This window comes from Allobosea sp. 01N443 (genome assembly GCF_056399325.1).
In genome coordinates this window covers 65,186-79,771 of record NZ_JBFTRC010000007.1, presented here as the reverse complement: position 1 = coordinate 79,771, position 14,586 = coordinate 65,186, and the positions used below count along the sequence as shown (strand labels likewise).

Sequence of the window (14,586 nt, the reverse complement as noted above, 5' to 3'; positions counted from 1 at the left end):
GGCCGATCGTTCGCGCCAGCGTGTCGATGATCAAGAGGTAGCCGCCGCCGAGGATCGCGGCGGTCGGCACGAGCTTGCCGAAGTCGGGCCCGACGAGAAACCGCGCGAGATGCGGCACGACGAGGCCGACCCAGCCGATGATCCCCGCCGCCGCAACGCTCGCCGCCGTGACCAGCGTCGCGGCCGCGACGATGGCAAGGCGCAACGGGCCGGTGTTCAATCCGAGCGCCCGCGCCTCCTCCTCCGGCAGCGACATCACGTTCATGCGCCAGCGCAGGGCGATCAGAACCACCGAGCCGAGGGCGACCGGGCCGAGCAGCGGCAGGAGATCGGGCTTGGCGGTCCCGGCAAGGCTGCCCAGCAGCCAGAAGGTCATGGCCGGGAGCTGATTATAAGGATCGGCCCAGTATTTCACGAGGCCGATTCCGGCGCCAAGCAGCGAGCCGATGACCACGCCGGTCAGGACGAGCGCCAGCACCGGGTCGCCGCGCCGGATGGTCGAGCCGACGACATAGACGGCGCCGACCGCGATCAATCCGCCGATGAAGGCTCCGAGCTGGATGCCGACGATGCCGAGCGAGAAATAGATGCCGACCACCGCGCCGAGCGCCGCGCCAGACGAAGCGCCGAGGATATCGGGCGAGACCAGCGGGTTGCGGAACAGCCCCTGGAAGGCCGTGCCGGCGATCGCGAGCGCCGCCCCGCAGAGCATGGCCGCAATCACGCGCGGGCCGCGGATATTCCAGATCACCGTTTCCAGCTGCGGCGGCAGGCCCGACGGCTGACCGCTCACCCCCGCCCAGAGGATGCGCAGCAGATCACCGGGCCCGACCGGGAAGCGTCCCAGCGCGAAGGCAAGCACGACGCCGAGCGCGAGCAAACCGAAGGCGAACAGGGTTCCGCGCGCGAAGGATGGCGACAAGGGGCTAGCCTCGCCCAGCCAGGACACGGTCGAGTTGCGCGTCGGTCGGCGTCACCTGATAGAATAGCGTGTGGAATTCGCGGGCGAGCGGGCGGATATCCTCGGGGAACTGGGCGGGATAGAGCAGCTTCGCCAGCCACCACAGCCCGATCATCCGGTTGACCGAAGGCGGGAAATCGACCCAGCCGAAAGGCAGCTTAGGGGAGAGATGCACGCGGCGATCGCGCACCGCCCGGACATTCGCCCAGGCAGGATCGCTGGCGACGCCATCGGCGAAGGCCGGATCGATGGTGACGATCACCTCCGGATCCCAGGACAGGATCTGTTCGAGCGAGACATTCGCAAGCCCGCTGCCCGGGGTCTCTGCCGCGACATTGCGCGCGCCGAGGAAGGAGAGCGTCTCGACATTGATCGAGCCGCCGAGCCCCGTCTCGAGCCCGCGTGGGCCGCGCGCGTAATAGACCGAGGGACGCTTCTCCCCGGGAATCGTGGCGATACGCCCCTTGATCGTCGCCATTGCGGTCTCGCACCAGCGCGCCAGCGTCTCGGCGCGTTCGCCGCGCCCGGCCAATTGGCCGAGGATGCGATAGCTCGCCGGAATCTGCTCGAAGCGACCATCCAGCAGCGCATAGGGAATGCCGGTCTGTTCCTGCACCCGCATTGCCAGCTCGACATAGGTTCTGCCCGTCGAACCGGCATCGACGATCAGGTCCGGCTTGAGGCCGAGCACCGCTTCGAGATTGGCGCTGTTGCCGCGCCCGGTGATGCGACCGACTTCCGGCCTGTCGCCAATTCCAGGCAGCAGGAATTCGCGCTCCTCCGCGCGATTGGCGCGCGGCCAGCCGAGCAGCAGATCGGGCGCAAGCGTATAGAGCGTGATCGCAGCAGGTGGCCCCGCCGGAAAGGCGCGTTCGACCCGGACCGGAATGGCGATTTCACGCCCGGCGCCATCGCGCACGGTTGCAGCACGCGCAATGCGCGGCGCGGCGAGCGTCGCGGCAAGGCCGCCCAGAACGGTTCGACGGTCAGGTCCGCGCATGATCATGCTCCGTGCCGGCGCCCGCTTGCGGGCAGCGGTTCGGTTTGATGTCGAGAAGCGGAGTGCCGTCGACGCAGTCGAGCCCGCGCACCCGCAGCGCGCCCTCCTCCACCCCAATGAGCCTGACCCGCGACAGGGCGATCGGATTGGGCCGGACCGGCGAGCGCAGTGCAAAAGTGCCGAGGATCTGGCCGCTGGATTTCGGGCTCTGGGTCAGCAGATCCCTTCGGGCCAGGTTCATCCAGTACAGCAGGTCGAGATATGCGCAGGCTTCGACGCCGGCCAGCGCCGGCCACCAGGTCGCATCGACCTCGACATGGCAGATGGGCCCTGATTCCGGGTCTCCACGACGCGGGCATTGATCGCGTGAGGCGAAGGGCGTGCGCAGGCGGCCGATGAAGACGAGATGCGCATCCTGCCGATCGGGCAAGGCAGCGATGGTCTCGCCCCGCCGCGTCGCCTGCCAATCCATTGCCAACTCCGTCACTTCGACCCGCTATGTGGGAGCGCCGGCGCGGCAAAGCCGTGTTTCGCCAGAATCTCCTGCCCCGCCCGCGACAGGATGAACATGGCAAGCCGGTAGCCGTTTGGCGAGGCCTTGCTCATCACGGTCAACCCGTAATCGGCCCCCACCGCGAGCGCAGCCGGCAGCCGGACCAGCGTCACGCCGGGCTGCTCCCGGGCGAGTGGCTGGGTATTGGTGCAATAGGCCAGGAAGATGTCGGCCTCGCCACTGGCAAGCTTGTAGCCATAGGCATTGACGTCGTCAGGGGCGGCAACGCTGCTCGGACCGCCCGTCAGCTGCAGTGCCTTGGCCTCGAGCGCCGCCCTTGCGCCCGGCTTCAAGGCCTCGGCCCGCGCGAAGACCTCGAAAGCGTAATCGCCCGAAGGATCCGCTTTCGGCGTCGAGGTGCCGAGCCTGATGGATGGATCGAGCATGCGTTCCAGCAACGTCTCGGCGGTGACCATCAGGCCCGGCCGAACGAAGGCGCAGAGCTCGTTGCGCGCGAAGAGCACGACCGGCCCGGCCAGGCCCGCGTCCGCCAGTGCAGCCGGGTGGCCCATGTTGGCGGAAGCGAACACCTCCGCGGCTTCGTCCTTGGCCAACCGCTCGCGCAGCAATCCCGAAGGGCCATAGGCAGGTTTGACCTGAACCCCGGTCGCGGTCTCGAATGCCTGCGCCATCTCGGTCAAGGCTGCTCGCAAGCTCCCGGCGGCGTGCAGCAGGGCCGGCTGCTGCGGCTCACCGGTAGAAACCGTGTCCTGCGCCATCAGACGCTCGGCGACGACGAGAGTGCGCATAGGCTGATGCATCGGCCTGCATCGCTTTGCATGAGAAGGGCTGCGGCCGGTCGCCCCTGCCATGCGGCGATCGCCTTCTGCCCTTCGGGGCTGATGAACCGATTCACGCCAACCTATCCGTCATTGATCGGGTCTCATGCGGGACTTGGCCAAGCCCCGCGCTCTGACAGGGTACTCGTTGACCTGTGGCTTGTCGCCATTAGCAACGCTGCATGCTCCGTCACGGTGCGGGTGCGGCCGGTCCTATCGCCATCGATGGTCGGCACTGCGCCGCCCTCGGTGCTCGCCCGGCCCAGGCTGACACGAACGGTCAGAGTTCGTGCGTCCGGAAATTCCTCCAGGCGCAGACGCGATGAACATATTCGCGGTCGCTTTCAGCCTCGCCAAAGGGCGCGACGAGCCAGTCCCAGCGTTCATCCGGCGGCGGTAGCGGGACACGGCGCGCCAGATCCAGCCGGTCCGTCACTGTGCCATCGCGATCGTGCTCGAGCATCTCGACATCGCTGATCAGGCAGACACGTCCCGCGAAGCGCGCAAGGTCCTGGAGATGCCAGGCGATGCAACGCGCCGGCAGATCATCCGGAAGGGCGGTTGCGCGGTCCCCGTTCTCCTCGAGCCAGTCCTCGATCGGCCAGGCGAGCTGCGACATCAGGTTAGCCGAGATTACCAGATCGACCTCCTTGTCCGCACTGAGATCGGCCAGCGGGTCGCTACGCCCCTGGCTCTCCCCCGCAAGCCAGTTCATGACGCCAGTCAGATCACGCGTCACCAGCTCGACATTGCGGCGCAGCGCCATGCGCAGCCTGACCTGGGGCAAATGGACCACGTCGATCAACACGACGCGCTGAAAGCGTGCGCAGAGCAGGTCGAGAGGCACATCGCGCACCAATCCCGAGCCGAGCACGATGGCCGTGCGGTGGCGTCCGAGCTCGCGGACGATCTGCGCGACGACCGCCTGACAGCGCTGGTGGTGCGGTGTCCAGCCTTTGCGCTGGCGTCGCCCGCGCGCCCAGAGCGCAGTGCTCTCCCGCAACAGGCCAAGCTGCCGCGTCATCCGTCCGACCGGGGTCGCAAGGGTCAGCAGGAACTCAGCCAGCATCGGGGCCTGCGTCCGAAACATGGGAAGCGAATTTCGGACGCAGCCATACGCAGTCCCTGTGTCCTCAGGTCAGCGCGCCACGCCCCGCAACTGGCCAAAGCGTCTCGACATGCGCATCGGGACCGTGCAGCCCGCGCACGCCGACATACCAGTCGTGCAGGTTCACCGTCGGGTCGCAATGGCCCGGAATGAGCAGGATGCGGTCGCCGCGATGCGGCAGCGCGATCGGATCACCGGTGAGCACGCCATGCTCGTCAGAGGGTTTGGTGTAGATGACGCCGTCGCGCTGGAACGGCATCGGCATGCCGGAATCGACCGCCGCCGCCTTGTGCCCGGCATCGACGATGGCACGGTCCGGCACGGGCTTGCTCATCACCCCGGCGAGGACGAAGAGCGCGTGTTCGAAGGCCCTGAAGGGGGTGCCGTCCGCCTGCCGATTGCGCGCGTAATCTGCATCCATGAAGATGTAGGAGCCGGCCTGAATCTCGTTCCAGATGCCGGACTGGCTTTCGAGCTCATAGGTACCGGTGCCGGCGCCGCTGACATATTCGCAGGTGAGGCCTGCCTGCCCGAGGCGCTCCACCGCGTTGCGGGCGAGCAGCCCGGCGCGCTCGATCGCCTCGCGCCGCTCGTCGATCGAGCGCATGTGCTGGGCAGCACCGTGATAGGCTTGGATGCCCGTGAAGCGCAGCGAGTTGCTGCGCGCGACCGCCTCGGCGATGCGGACGGCTTCGCCGACTGCGACGCCACAGCGGCGCCCGCCAATATCGAGCTCGACCATAACGTCGAGCATCACGTCGTGCCGCGCAGCCGCCTCCGCCGCCTCGCGCACGCCCTCGGGATGATCGACGCAAAGGCCGATCCGTGCGTTGCGCGCCAGCTTGGCGAGCCGATCGAGCTTGGCTGGACCGACGATCTCGTTGGTGACCAGAACATCGCCGACTCCGCCCGCGACGAGAATCTCGGCTTCGGAGACCTTCTGGCAGCACTGGCCGACGGCGCCATGCGCGATCTGAAGCAGGGCGATATCCGGGCTCTTATGGGTCTTGGCATGAGGACGAAGACGTACGCCATGGGCCTGCGTATAGGCGGCCATGGCGACGAGATTCCGCTCGAAGGCGTCGAGATCGAGAACGAGCGCTGGCGTGTCGATCTCGGCGAAGCTCTGGCCGATCTGGGCCGGCGGGGGCGCGGGCATGAGTATACGCTATCTCCGGAATCAGTTGCAGCACTGTGGCTATGGGACGCCAGCTTCGTGTCTGGAACAAGACCGGAGCGCGAGGAACGCCCCCGCCGCCAAGCCAGTGGCATATCGCGGTCGACCATGTTAGGCCCCGCGCCATGAAGATCGGCCGCGTTACCGACGACACCTTTGCGCTCTTCGCCCGCGTCTGGCGCGAGCGAGTCAACGCCTACCTGCCCCAGATGGCGATGATCCTGGCACTAGTGGTGGTGATCGCCGCGACAACCAGCTTCTACCCGCTTCTGATCAAGGCAGCCTTCGACGCCTTCGCCGACCCCCTATCGGCGGAAGCGACGGGCTTCGTGCGCCGGATGGAGCGTCTCGTTTCGAAGTCGATCGGGATCGAGATCGGCGTGGTCAACGCCGTTGCGGTCGTCGTCGTCATCGTCACTGCGATCAAGGGCTTCTCGCTGCTTACGCAAACGGTGATGACCAACAGCGTGGTCAGCCGAATCGAAGCGGATATGCAGTCCGCGCTCTACGCGCATCTGATCGACGCCGACCTTGCTCAGCTCCAGCGCGAGAACCCCGCGTCGCTGACCCAGCGCTTCACCACCGACTTCACCTATGTGAAGGAGGCACTGACCCGGATCATCAACATCGCCGTGCGCGATGTGATGACCTCCATCGCACTGGTCGGGGCCCTGCTCTGGATCGATTGGCAGATGACCCTTGTCGTTCTGCTGATCGCGCCGATCGTCGCGCGCCCGATCGGCCGGATCGGCAAGAAGTTGCGCCGCATGGCGATGTCGCAGCAGGAGCAGACAGGCATCATGGCAAGCCTCGTCACCGAGAGCCTGCAGGGTGCCCGCGTCGCCAAGACGGACTCGCTCGAGCCCTATCTCAAGGCGCGCGCCGCGCATGCCTTCGAGACGATCCGCTCGCTCAAGATGAAGGCTGCCAATGCCCGCGGCCGGCTCGATCCTCTGCTCGAGGTCGCCGGCGGCATGGCGGTCGCCGGCGTCCTTGCCGCCATCGGGGTCAGGATCACGGCGGGCACCAGCACGATCGGCGATTTCACCGGTTATGTCTCGGCGCTGCTGCTCGCGGCGCAGCCGATGCGTTCGCTCGGCAACCTCAACGCCATCCTGCAGGAGGCCGGTGCCTCGCTGAAACGCTACTATGCCCTGATCGACGAGAAGCCGTTGGTCACCGAGCGCCCCGGAGCGCAGCCCCTCAAGGTCGGTGCCGGCGAGATCGCCTTCCGGCACGTTCGCTTTCGCTATCGCGATGATGCCCGCGCCCTGGAAGGCATCGATGTCGTCGCACAGGGTGGCAGGATGACAGCTCTGGTCGGTCGCTCCGGCTCCGGCAAGTCGACGCTGCTCACCCTGGCGCCGCGCCTTTACGACCCGAACGAGGGCCGCATCGAGATCGACGGACAGGATCTGCGCGACGTCACTCTCGCCAGCCTGCGCGGCCAGATCGGTGTCGTCAGCCAGGATGTCATGCTCTTCGACGATACCGTGCGGGCCAACATCGCCTTTGGCCGGCCGGGAGCGACCGAGGCCGAGATCATGGCCGCCGCCAGGGACGCAGCGGCGCATGATTTCATCATGGCCATGCCCGATGGCTACGATACGCAGGTCGGCGAGCGCGGTTCGAAGCTGTCCGGCGGTGAACGCCAGCGTGTCGCCATCGCGCGGGCCATCCTGAAGGATGCGCCAATCCTGCTGCTCGACGAGGCGACGAGCGCACTCGACACCGAGTCAGAGCGGCTCGTCCAGCAGGCGCTCGCCCGGCTGATGAAGAACCGCACGACACTGGTGATCGCCCATCGCCTCTCGACCGTGCGCGAGGCCGATCTCATCGTCGTGCTGGAAGAGGGCCGGATCGTCGAGACCGGTAGCCATGATGCTCTGATCGAGCATGACGGCACCTATGCCCGGCTGCACCGGCTGCAATTCACCGAGAACTGAAACGCGCCGATCTCAGGGCTCGCGGGCAAGCGCGTCCACTGCGGACTGAAAGCCCTTGAACGAGAAGGGCAGCACGACGGCGCGGTTAGCACCATCCTGATAGCGAAGCTGGCCAGCCTCGCCAAAGCCGCGCCAACGCTTCAGCAGGTCGTCGCTCACGTTCACCTCGGCGAAGCAGCCGCCGGGAAGGCAGCGCTGGAAGTCGGCAAGCGTCCCCTCGTCCTTCTCTCCGAGCGCAAGGCGGATACCGGCCTTGGCGCCGAGGCTCACATTCGGCGGCACCTGCACCACGAGCTTGTAGGGTTCATTGCGCACCGGCCGCCCGAGCGCGATCAACGCCACCGGGCCGCGCTGCCCCTGCACCTCGAGCGTCTGCACGATCTCGCAGATCCGGGTCCCGACGCCCTGCTGGCAGCGATGGGTCCAGTCGCCATAGGTCGCCGTCGTATTGTCCGGCTGCGAAACGCCGCCAGGAGCGGCCGGAGCCTGTGCACTCGCGGAAGGACGCTGCGCCTGGGCAAGGGCTGCGCCACTGAAGATCACGACGGAAACGAACGCGAGAGGCCTAAGCTTCGAAATCACCTGACAAGTCCCCCTTTGACGGTAGCCATGACTTAGATGGTGGCGCGCGTTTCCACGCAAGCCGTTTGGAGCTCGCTGGGAACGGTCGTCAACATCCCGTGGCGAATGACCGGTTATGGGCGCCAGCCGGTTTCCAGCGCCGGAGCATCGGCCTGGGCCTCTTCCTTCCGAGCCTCTTCGACCACCGCGAAGAGGGCGCGCAAGGCATCGTCGACGCCCTGGCCAGACGCTGATGACAGCACGATCGGCGCGCGCTTGGCGGCCCGCTTCAGCCGCGCGACCTGCTCCTTGAGCAGCTCCGGGCTCAGGGCGTCCACTTTAGACAGCGCCACGATCTCGGGCTTCTCGGCCAGGCCCTCGCCATAGGCCTCGAGTTCCTCCCGAACGGTCTTGTAAGCCTTGCCGGCGTGCTCGCTGGTGCCTTCGACCAGATGCAGCAACACGCGGCAGCGCTCGATATGGCCGAGAAAGCGATCGCCGAGCCCATGTCCCTCATGCGCTCCCTCGATCAGGCCAGGAATATCGGCCAACACCATCTCGCGCCCATCGACCCGCACGACACCAAGGCCGGGATGCAGGGTGGTGAAGGGGTAATCGGCGATCTTCGGCTTTGCAGCGGTAACCGTGGCAAGAAAAGTCGACTTGCCGGCATTGGGGAGGCCGACAAGCCCGGCATCGGCGATCAGTTTCAGGCGAAGCCAGACCCAGCGCTCCTCGCCCGGCAGGCCCGGATTGGCATGGCGCGGCGCCTGGTTGGTCGAGGTCTTGAAATAGGCGTTGCCGAAGCCGCCATTGCCGCCCTTGCACAGAACGAAACGCTGGCCGGATTCGGTCAGGTCGGCAATCAAGGTCTCACCGTCTTCATCGAAGACCTGCGTACCCGGCGGCACCTTGAGCACGATCGGCGGGCCATTGGCGCCGTGCCGGTCCTTGCCCATGCCGTGTTCGCCGATCCTGGCTTTGAAATGCTGCTGGAAGCGGAAGTCGATCAGCGTGTTGAGCCCCTGCACGCATTCGATCACGACATCGCCACCGCGTCCGCCGTCGCCGCCATTGGGGCCGCCGAATTCGATGAATTTTTCACGCCGGAAGGAGACGCAGCCCGCGCCGCCGTCGCCGGCCTTCACATAGATCTTGGCTTGGTCGAGGAATTTCATTGCTTCTCAGTAGTGGGCCGCGGGCCGAAGGGCAATGCGGGCGGCTCACGCGGCAAGCCGTGGCGCGGCCATTTCTTCGCGAAGCGCCTGTGCGAAGCGCCGGGCCGCGAGACTAGGGCTAGGCGCGACGATGAGACCGACCGAAAGCTCGAACAGCGGTGGCAGGCCCTCGGCGGCGCCAAGCCGGCGCAGGCTCGGCGGCACCGCACTCTCGGTGATCGCCGTGACGCAGAATCCGGCCTCGACCGCGGAGATCACTCCCGCCGTATGCGAGGAGGAAAAGACCAGCCGATGCGCCCGCCCTGCCCCGGTGAGCGCCGCCAGGACACGAGGGCGCGCCCGGCAGCCTTCGGAAAATAAAGCGAGCGGCAGAACCTCCTGCAATTCCGGGCGATGACCGCGCGCCGCAACCCAGACCAGCGGCTCGCGGCGCAGCGTTTCTCCCTTTGGCCGGACCGGATCCTGCGTGATCACGGCGATATCGAACTCGCCGGCCGCAAGCGCAGGCTCGATCCGTTTCGAGAGATCGCAACGCAGTTCCAGCTCGACACGCGGATGCTCGGCCGCAAATCGTGCGATCAGCGGACGCAAGTAGGCGTCGACATAATCGTCGGGCACGCCGACCCGCAATCGCCCCGTGGCTGCCTCGCCGCCCAGATCGGCCAGCGCTTCGCGCTCGACCGCGAGCAGGCGGCGGGCATGACCGATCAGCCGTTCGCCGGCATCGGTCGGCGTCACCCCACGCCGCGAGCGCTCGAGCAGCTTCTGGCCCAATTGCGCTTCGAGATCCTGGATGCGGACCGAAACCGCCGATTGCGTGCGGCCGAGCCTGACGCTCGCTGCCGTGAAACCGCCGGTCTCGGCGACCGTCACCAGCATATCGAGCGCCGCCAGATCGAAATGAGTCGCCATCGCCTCGCTCCATCGGAATTTCGAATGGAACGATGAGAATAATCCGTTTTTCCGATTGAAGGAAGCACCCTATATCGCCGGCACTGCCCGTCGCGGATGACCCTGATGACCACCCCGAGCCTCGCCCTGTCACGTCCGGCTGCACCCGGCCTTGCCATGTTCGTCGCCCTGATGACAGGCGCGACCTGCATCGGCTTTTCCGGCATCTTCGTGCGCTATGCCGATGTCGGACCGGCCGCCGCCGGCTTCTGGCGCATGCTCTTTGCCCTGCCCGTGCTCGCAGCCTGGACCGCGTTCGAACAGCGCAAGCCCAGATCGGGGGCCGCGCGCTCGGGGAGCTGGTGGCCGATCGCGCTGGCCGGGTTCGCCTTCGCCGTCGACGTGACGCTCTACAATGCCTCGCTCGGCTTCACGACGATCGCCAACGCCTCGCTGCTCGGCAATCTCTCGCCGGTCGTCGTCGTCCTGGCGGCCTGGCTCCTGCTCGGTGAGAAGCCGACCGGGCGCATCCTCGGCGCGCTGTTGCTGGCGATCGGCGGTGCGTTGATGCTGGTGCTGCCGAAATTCGCGTCTTCTACGGCCGCGGCCAGTCCGGGCAGCATTTTCGGCGACAGCCTGGCGGTCGGAGCAGCCTTCTCCTACGCCATCTACATCATCGCCATTCGCCGGGCCCGGGATTTTGCCGATGCCGGGCGCATCGGCCTGATCTCCAGCGCGCTCTGCGCCGTCTTCTGCATCGCGGTCGCGATCCTGCTTGGCGAAACCATCCTGCCGCAGAGTCTGCAGGGCTGGCTTGCGGTCATCGCGCTCGGACTCGTCTCGCATGCGCTGGGCCAGGGTTTGATCACGCTGGCGCTCGGCCAATACGGCGCCAGCGCCGCCTCGCTGGTGATGGTCTGGCCGGCACTGGTCAGCGTTCTCGCTGCCTGGGCGATCTTTGCCGAGCAGCCCTCGCCCGCGCAGGCCTTTGGCGGCGTGGCGATTCTGGCAGCCGTTCTGCTGGTGCGGAAGGGCTGAGATTTGCTGCCGGACCTGGCCCCGCCCCTCTGAAGCGGCCTGAGATTGCTCCCCCAGCCGCGGAGCACAGCAGGGTTCTGCGGCCCGATCTCGAAACTATAGACGCAAAGCCGCTTCCGCTCGGCTCCGTCCTGCCCGTCGTGTCCTGCCCGTCGACCCTACTCCGCCGCAAGCCGCGGCGGCGGCAGCTTTCCACTCATCGCCTTGGCGCTGGCTTCGCCGGGCGATTCCTCATCCCCCATGGGCTCCCAGGCCGATTCATCCTCCGGCTTGCTGAAGAAGCGGCCGAAGAGCCAGCTGAAACCACGGCCGATATCGTCCATCACCGTGTAGAAGGACGGCACGAAGACGAGGCTGAGCACGGTCGAGACGATCAGACCGCCGATCACCGCGATCGCCATCGGCGCGCGGAACTCGCCGCCATCGCCGACGCCATAGGCGGAGGGCAACATGCCCGCCGCCATCGCGATCGTCGTCATCACGATCGGCCGGGCCCGCTTGCGCCCGGCTTCGAGCAGTGAGGTGATCCGGTCCTTGCCGCGGGCGACCTCCTCCACCGCGAAATCGACCAGCATGATCGCGTTCTTGGTGACGATGCCCATCAGCATCAGCAGGCCGATATAGACCGGCATCGAGACCGGGTTATTGGTCGCGAGCAGCGCAATCACCACGCCGCCGAAGGAGAGCGGCAGCGAGAGCAGGATGGTCACCGGCTGGGCGACCGAGCCGAACAGCRGGATCAGCAGCGCGAAGACCAGCATCAGGCCAGTCGTCATCGCCGTGATGAAGCCCTGCACGACCTCGCCCTGGATCTCGGCGTCACCGGTGGCGGCAATCCTGACGCCCGCCGGCAGTCCGACCTCTTTGACGATCTCGTTGAAGGTATCCTGCGCGGTGCCGAGTTCGAAACCACGTTTCAGGTCGGCGCCGATCGCAGCCCGTCGGACGCGGTCATAGCGGTCGATCGAGCTCGGCCCCTCGCCGAAGCCGATATCGGCCACCGCCGTCAGCGGAATCGAGACGCCGCTCGTATTGGTGACACGCAGGGCGGCAATATTCCGGATGTCGGCACGCGCTGCCTCATCGAGCTGGACACGGATCGGCACCAGCCGGTCGCCGGCATTGAACTTGGCAAGATTGGCACCCGCATCGCCGATCGTCGCGATGCGCACCGCTTCCGAGATTGCCTCCGGCGTGACGCCGAGCGTTGCTGCCTGCTCGAGTTTCGGGGTGACGCGGAGCTCCGGCCGGYTGAGTGAGCCAGCGGTCGCGACATTGAGGTAGCCGTCGACCTGGCGCATGCGCGCCTCGATCCGGGCAACCGCCTCGTCGAGCGCATCGCCGTCCTTGGAGAGAATCGAGAACGCCATCTCGCGCTCGCCGCGCTCGTTGACATACCAGGCCCGGGCATCGGGGACGGTGGCGAGCTTCTCGGCGATGACGACCTTCAGGTCCTTTTGCTTGACCGCACGATCGCTCTTTGGCGTCAGCATGATCGTGACCGAGGCGCGCCGGACTTCGCGCTGTCCGGTCGGCGAGGCGCCACCGAGCACGAAGACATGCCTGACCTCGGGAATCGTCTTCAGCGCGTCGACGATCTGGTCGGTCGTGACGCGGGTTTCTTCCAGCGTTGCGCCCGGCGGCAACTCGACGCTGGCGACGACACGCGCAGTGTCCTCCTCCGGGAAGAAGCCCGTCGGCAGCAAGGCCGTCGCCTGGATCGAGGCGAACAGGAAGATGAAGCCGACCACCAGGGTCACATAGGCCATGTTGAATGGCAGCTTGCGCCAGCGCCCCGTCCCATCGAAACGCGGCAGCAACGGCAGGCGGATCCGCGCGAGAGTGAGCCGCAGCAAGCCGACATAGCCGCGCATGAACGGACCAGGCCTGTCATCCTCGTGCTTCACGGGTCGCATCAGATAGGCCGCCATCATCGGCGTGATCAGTCGCGCCACCAGCAGCGAGAACAGCACCGCGATGGCAACCGTCAGGCCGAACTGGCGGAAATACTGCCCGGCGATACCGCCCATGAAGGAGACCGGCGCGAAGATCGCGACGATGGTCAGGGTGATCGCGATGACCGCGAGCCCGATTTCATCGGCCGCCTCCATCGCCGCGCGATAGGGCGATTTGCCCATCTTCATATGGCGCACGATGTTCTCGATCTCGACGATCGCGTCGTCGACCAGGATGCCGGTGACGAGCGTGATTCCGAGCAGACTGACCAGATTGAGCGAGAAGCCCAGCATCTGCATCGCCCAGAAGGTGGGGATGGCCGAAAGCGGTAGTGCGATGGCGGTGATCAGCGTCGCGCGCCAGTTGCGCAGGAAGAGGAAGACGACGAGCACGGCCAGCGCCGCCCCCTCGAACAGCGTCTCCATCGCCGCCTGGTAGTTGCCATGGGTATAGGCGACGGCATCGTCGATCAGCTTCAGCTCGATCGACGGGTAGCGCTTGTTCAGCTCGTCGATGCGCGCTGCAACCACCTGCTTGACCGAGAGCTCGCTCGAACCCTTGGAGCGGAACACCGCGAAGGTGACGACGGGCTGCTTGTCCAGGCGACTGAAGGAACGCGGCTCGGAATTGGAATCCTCGACGCGGCCAAGCTCCTTCAGCCTCACCTCGCGGCCACCGGTGAGCGAGATCTTGGTCTCGGCAAGCTCTGCTACCGTACGTGCACCGGCGAGCGTGCGAATCGCCTGTTCCTGGCCGCCAACCTCGCCGCGCCCACCGGCGAGGTCGACATTGGTCGCCCGAATCTGCCGGTTGACTTCGCCAGCCGTTGTCCCGAGCGCCAGCAACCGGTCGGGATCGAGCGAAATCCTGATCTCGCGATCGACGCCACCGTAGCGATCGACACGGCCAACGCCCTTCAGCCCCTGCAATTCGCGCGCAACGACATCGTCGACATGCCAGGAGAGTTGCTCCAGCGTCATGCCGGGCGACGATGCGCCATAGCTCAGGACCGACTGGCCCTCGACATCGATGCGCTGGATCACCGGCTCGTCGATGGTGCGTGGCAAATCCGCCCTGACCTTGGCGATGGCGTCCTTGACGTCGTTGACCGCCCGGTCGGTGTTCACCTCCAGCCGGAACTCGATCAGGGTGAGCGACTGGCCGTCGGTCAGCGTCGACATCACATGCTTGACGCCCGTGATGTTGGCGACCGCATCCTCGATGCGCTTGCTGACCTGGCTTTCAAGCTCCGCCGGCGCTGCGCCGGCCTGGGTCACTGAGACCGAGACGAAAGGCACGTCGATATTCGGCATCCGCGTGACCGGCAGTGTCGAAAACGACATCACCCCAAGCACGCAGAGCACCACGAAGAGCAGGATGGCCGGGACCGGTTTGCGGATCGACCAGGCAGAGAAATTGATGTTCATTCCGCCGGCCC

Annotated in this window: 12 protein-coding genes; 2 read left to right on the top strand and 10 right to left on the bottom strand. The window is 66.4% G+C overall.

Annotated elements, in window-relative coordinates:
* The 6 genes from AC1DRP_RS03960 to AC1DRP_RS03935 all read right to left on the bottom strand — a co-directional run.
* Window positions 1–922: FecCD family ABC transporter permease (locus AC1DRP_RS03960; RefSeq protein WP_476767836.1), on the bottom strand; the 922-nt coding region annotated here is incomplete at its 3' end.
* A 4-nt stretch (window positions 923–926) separates the two neighbouring features.
* A complete protein-coding gene (locus tag AC1DRP_RS03955) occupies window positions 927–1,961 on the bottom strand; it encodes an iron ABC transporter substrate-binding protein (protein WP_441507423.1) in 1,035 nt (344 codons plus the stop codon).
* Window positions 1,948–2,433: an SAM-dependent methyltransferase gene (locus AC1DRP_RS03950; RefSeq protein WP_441507424.1), complete on the bottom strand. Its 486-nt coding sequence runs from the start codon at window positions 2,431–2,433 to the stop codon at window positions 1,948–1,950. The genes AC1DRP_RS03955 and AC1DRP_RS03950 overlap by 14 nt, the downstream gene beginning before the upstream one ends.
* 11 nt (window positions 2,434–2,444) lie before the next feature.
* On the bottom strand, window positions 2,445–3,263 hold the full coding sequence (locus AC1DRP_RS03945) for a molybdate ABC transporter substrate-binding protein (protein ID WP_441507425.1): 819 nt from the start codon (window positions 3,261–3,263) through the stop codon (window positions 2,445–2,447).
* A gap of 310 nt (window positions 3,264–3,573) precedes the next feature.
* Complete coding sequence (locus AC1DRP_RS03940) at window positions 3,574–4,362, bottom strand: hypothetical protein (protein ID WP_441492738.1); 789 nt, start codon at window positions 4,360–4,362, stop codon at window positions 3,574–3,576.
* A 64-nt stretch (window positions 4,363–4,426) separates the two neighbouring features.
* Complete coding sequence (locus AC1DRP_RS03935; protein WP_441492737.1) at window positions 4,427–5,560, bottom strand: DSD1 family PLP-dependent enzyme; 1,134 nt, start codon at window positions 5,558–5,560, stop codon at window positions 4,427–4,429.
* A gap of 143 nt (window positions 5,561–5,703) precedes the next feature.
* Between AC1DRP_RS03935 and AC1DRP_RS03930 the strand changes: the two genes are divergently transcribed.
* Complete coding sequence (locus AC1DRP_RS03930) at window positions 5,704–7,524, top strand: ABC transporter ATP-binding protein (RefSeq protein WP_476767835.1); 1,821 nt, start codon at window positions 5,704–5,706, stop codon at window positions 7,522–7,524.
* A gap of 12 nt (window positions 7,525–7,536) precedes the next feature.
* On the opposite strand, the gene AC1DRP_RS03925 is transcribed toward AC1DRP_RS03930, so the two are convergent.
* The 3 genes from AC1DRP_RS03925 to AC1DRP_RS03915 form a co-directional block, all read right to left on the bottom strand.
* Window positions 7,537–8,106: an invasion associated locus B family protein gene (locus AC1DRP_RS03925; RefSeq protein ID WP_441492735.1), complete on the bottom strand. Its 570-nt coding sequence runs from the start codon at window positions 8,104–8,106 to the stop codon at window positions 7,537–7,539.
* Window positions 8,107–8,219: 113 nt separating this feature from the next.
* A complete protein-coding gene (gene obgE, locus AC1DRP_RS03920) occupies window positions 8,220–9,263 on the bottom strand; it encodes a GTPase ObgE (protein ID WP_441492734.1) in 1,044 nt (347 codons plus the stop codon).
* Between the two features lie 45 nt (window positions 9,264–9,308).
* Entirely contained in the window at window positions 9,309–10,175 is an 867-nt protein-coding gene (locus AC1DRP_RS03915) for a LysR family transcriptional regulator (RefSeq protein WP_441492733.1), read from the bottom strand.
* 105 nt (window positions 10,176–10,280) lie between these two features.
* Here AC1DRP_RS03915 and AC1DRP_RS03910 point away from each other — a divergent pair, with 105 nt between their 5' ends.
* Window positions 10,281–11,192: a DMT family transporter gene (locus tag AC1DRP_RS03910; protein WP_441492732.1), complete on the top strand. Its 912-nt coding sequence runs from the start codon at window positions 10,281–10,283 to the stop codon at window positions 11,190–11,192.
* A gap of 158 nt (window positions 11,193–11,350) precedes the next feature.
* Here the strand turns inward: AC1DRP_RS03910 and AC1DRP_RS03905 are convergent, their stop codons facing one another.
* Entirely contained in the window at window positions 11,351–14,575 is a 3,225-nt protein-coding gene (locus AC1DRP_RS03905; RefSeq protein ID WP_476767834.1) for an efflux RND transporter permease subunit, read from the bottom strand.
* Window positions 14,576–14,586 lie beyond the last annotated feature (11 nt).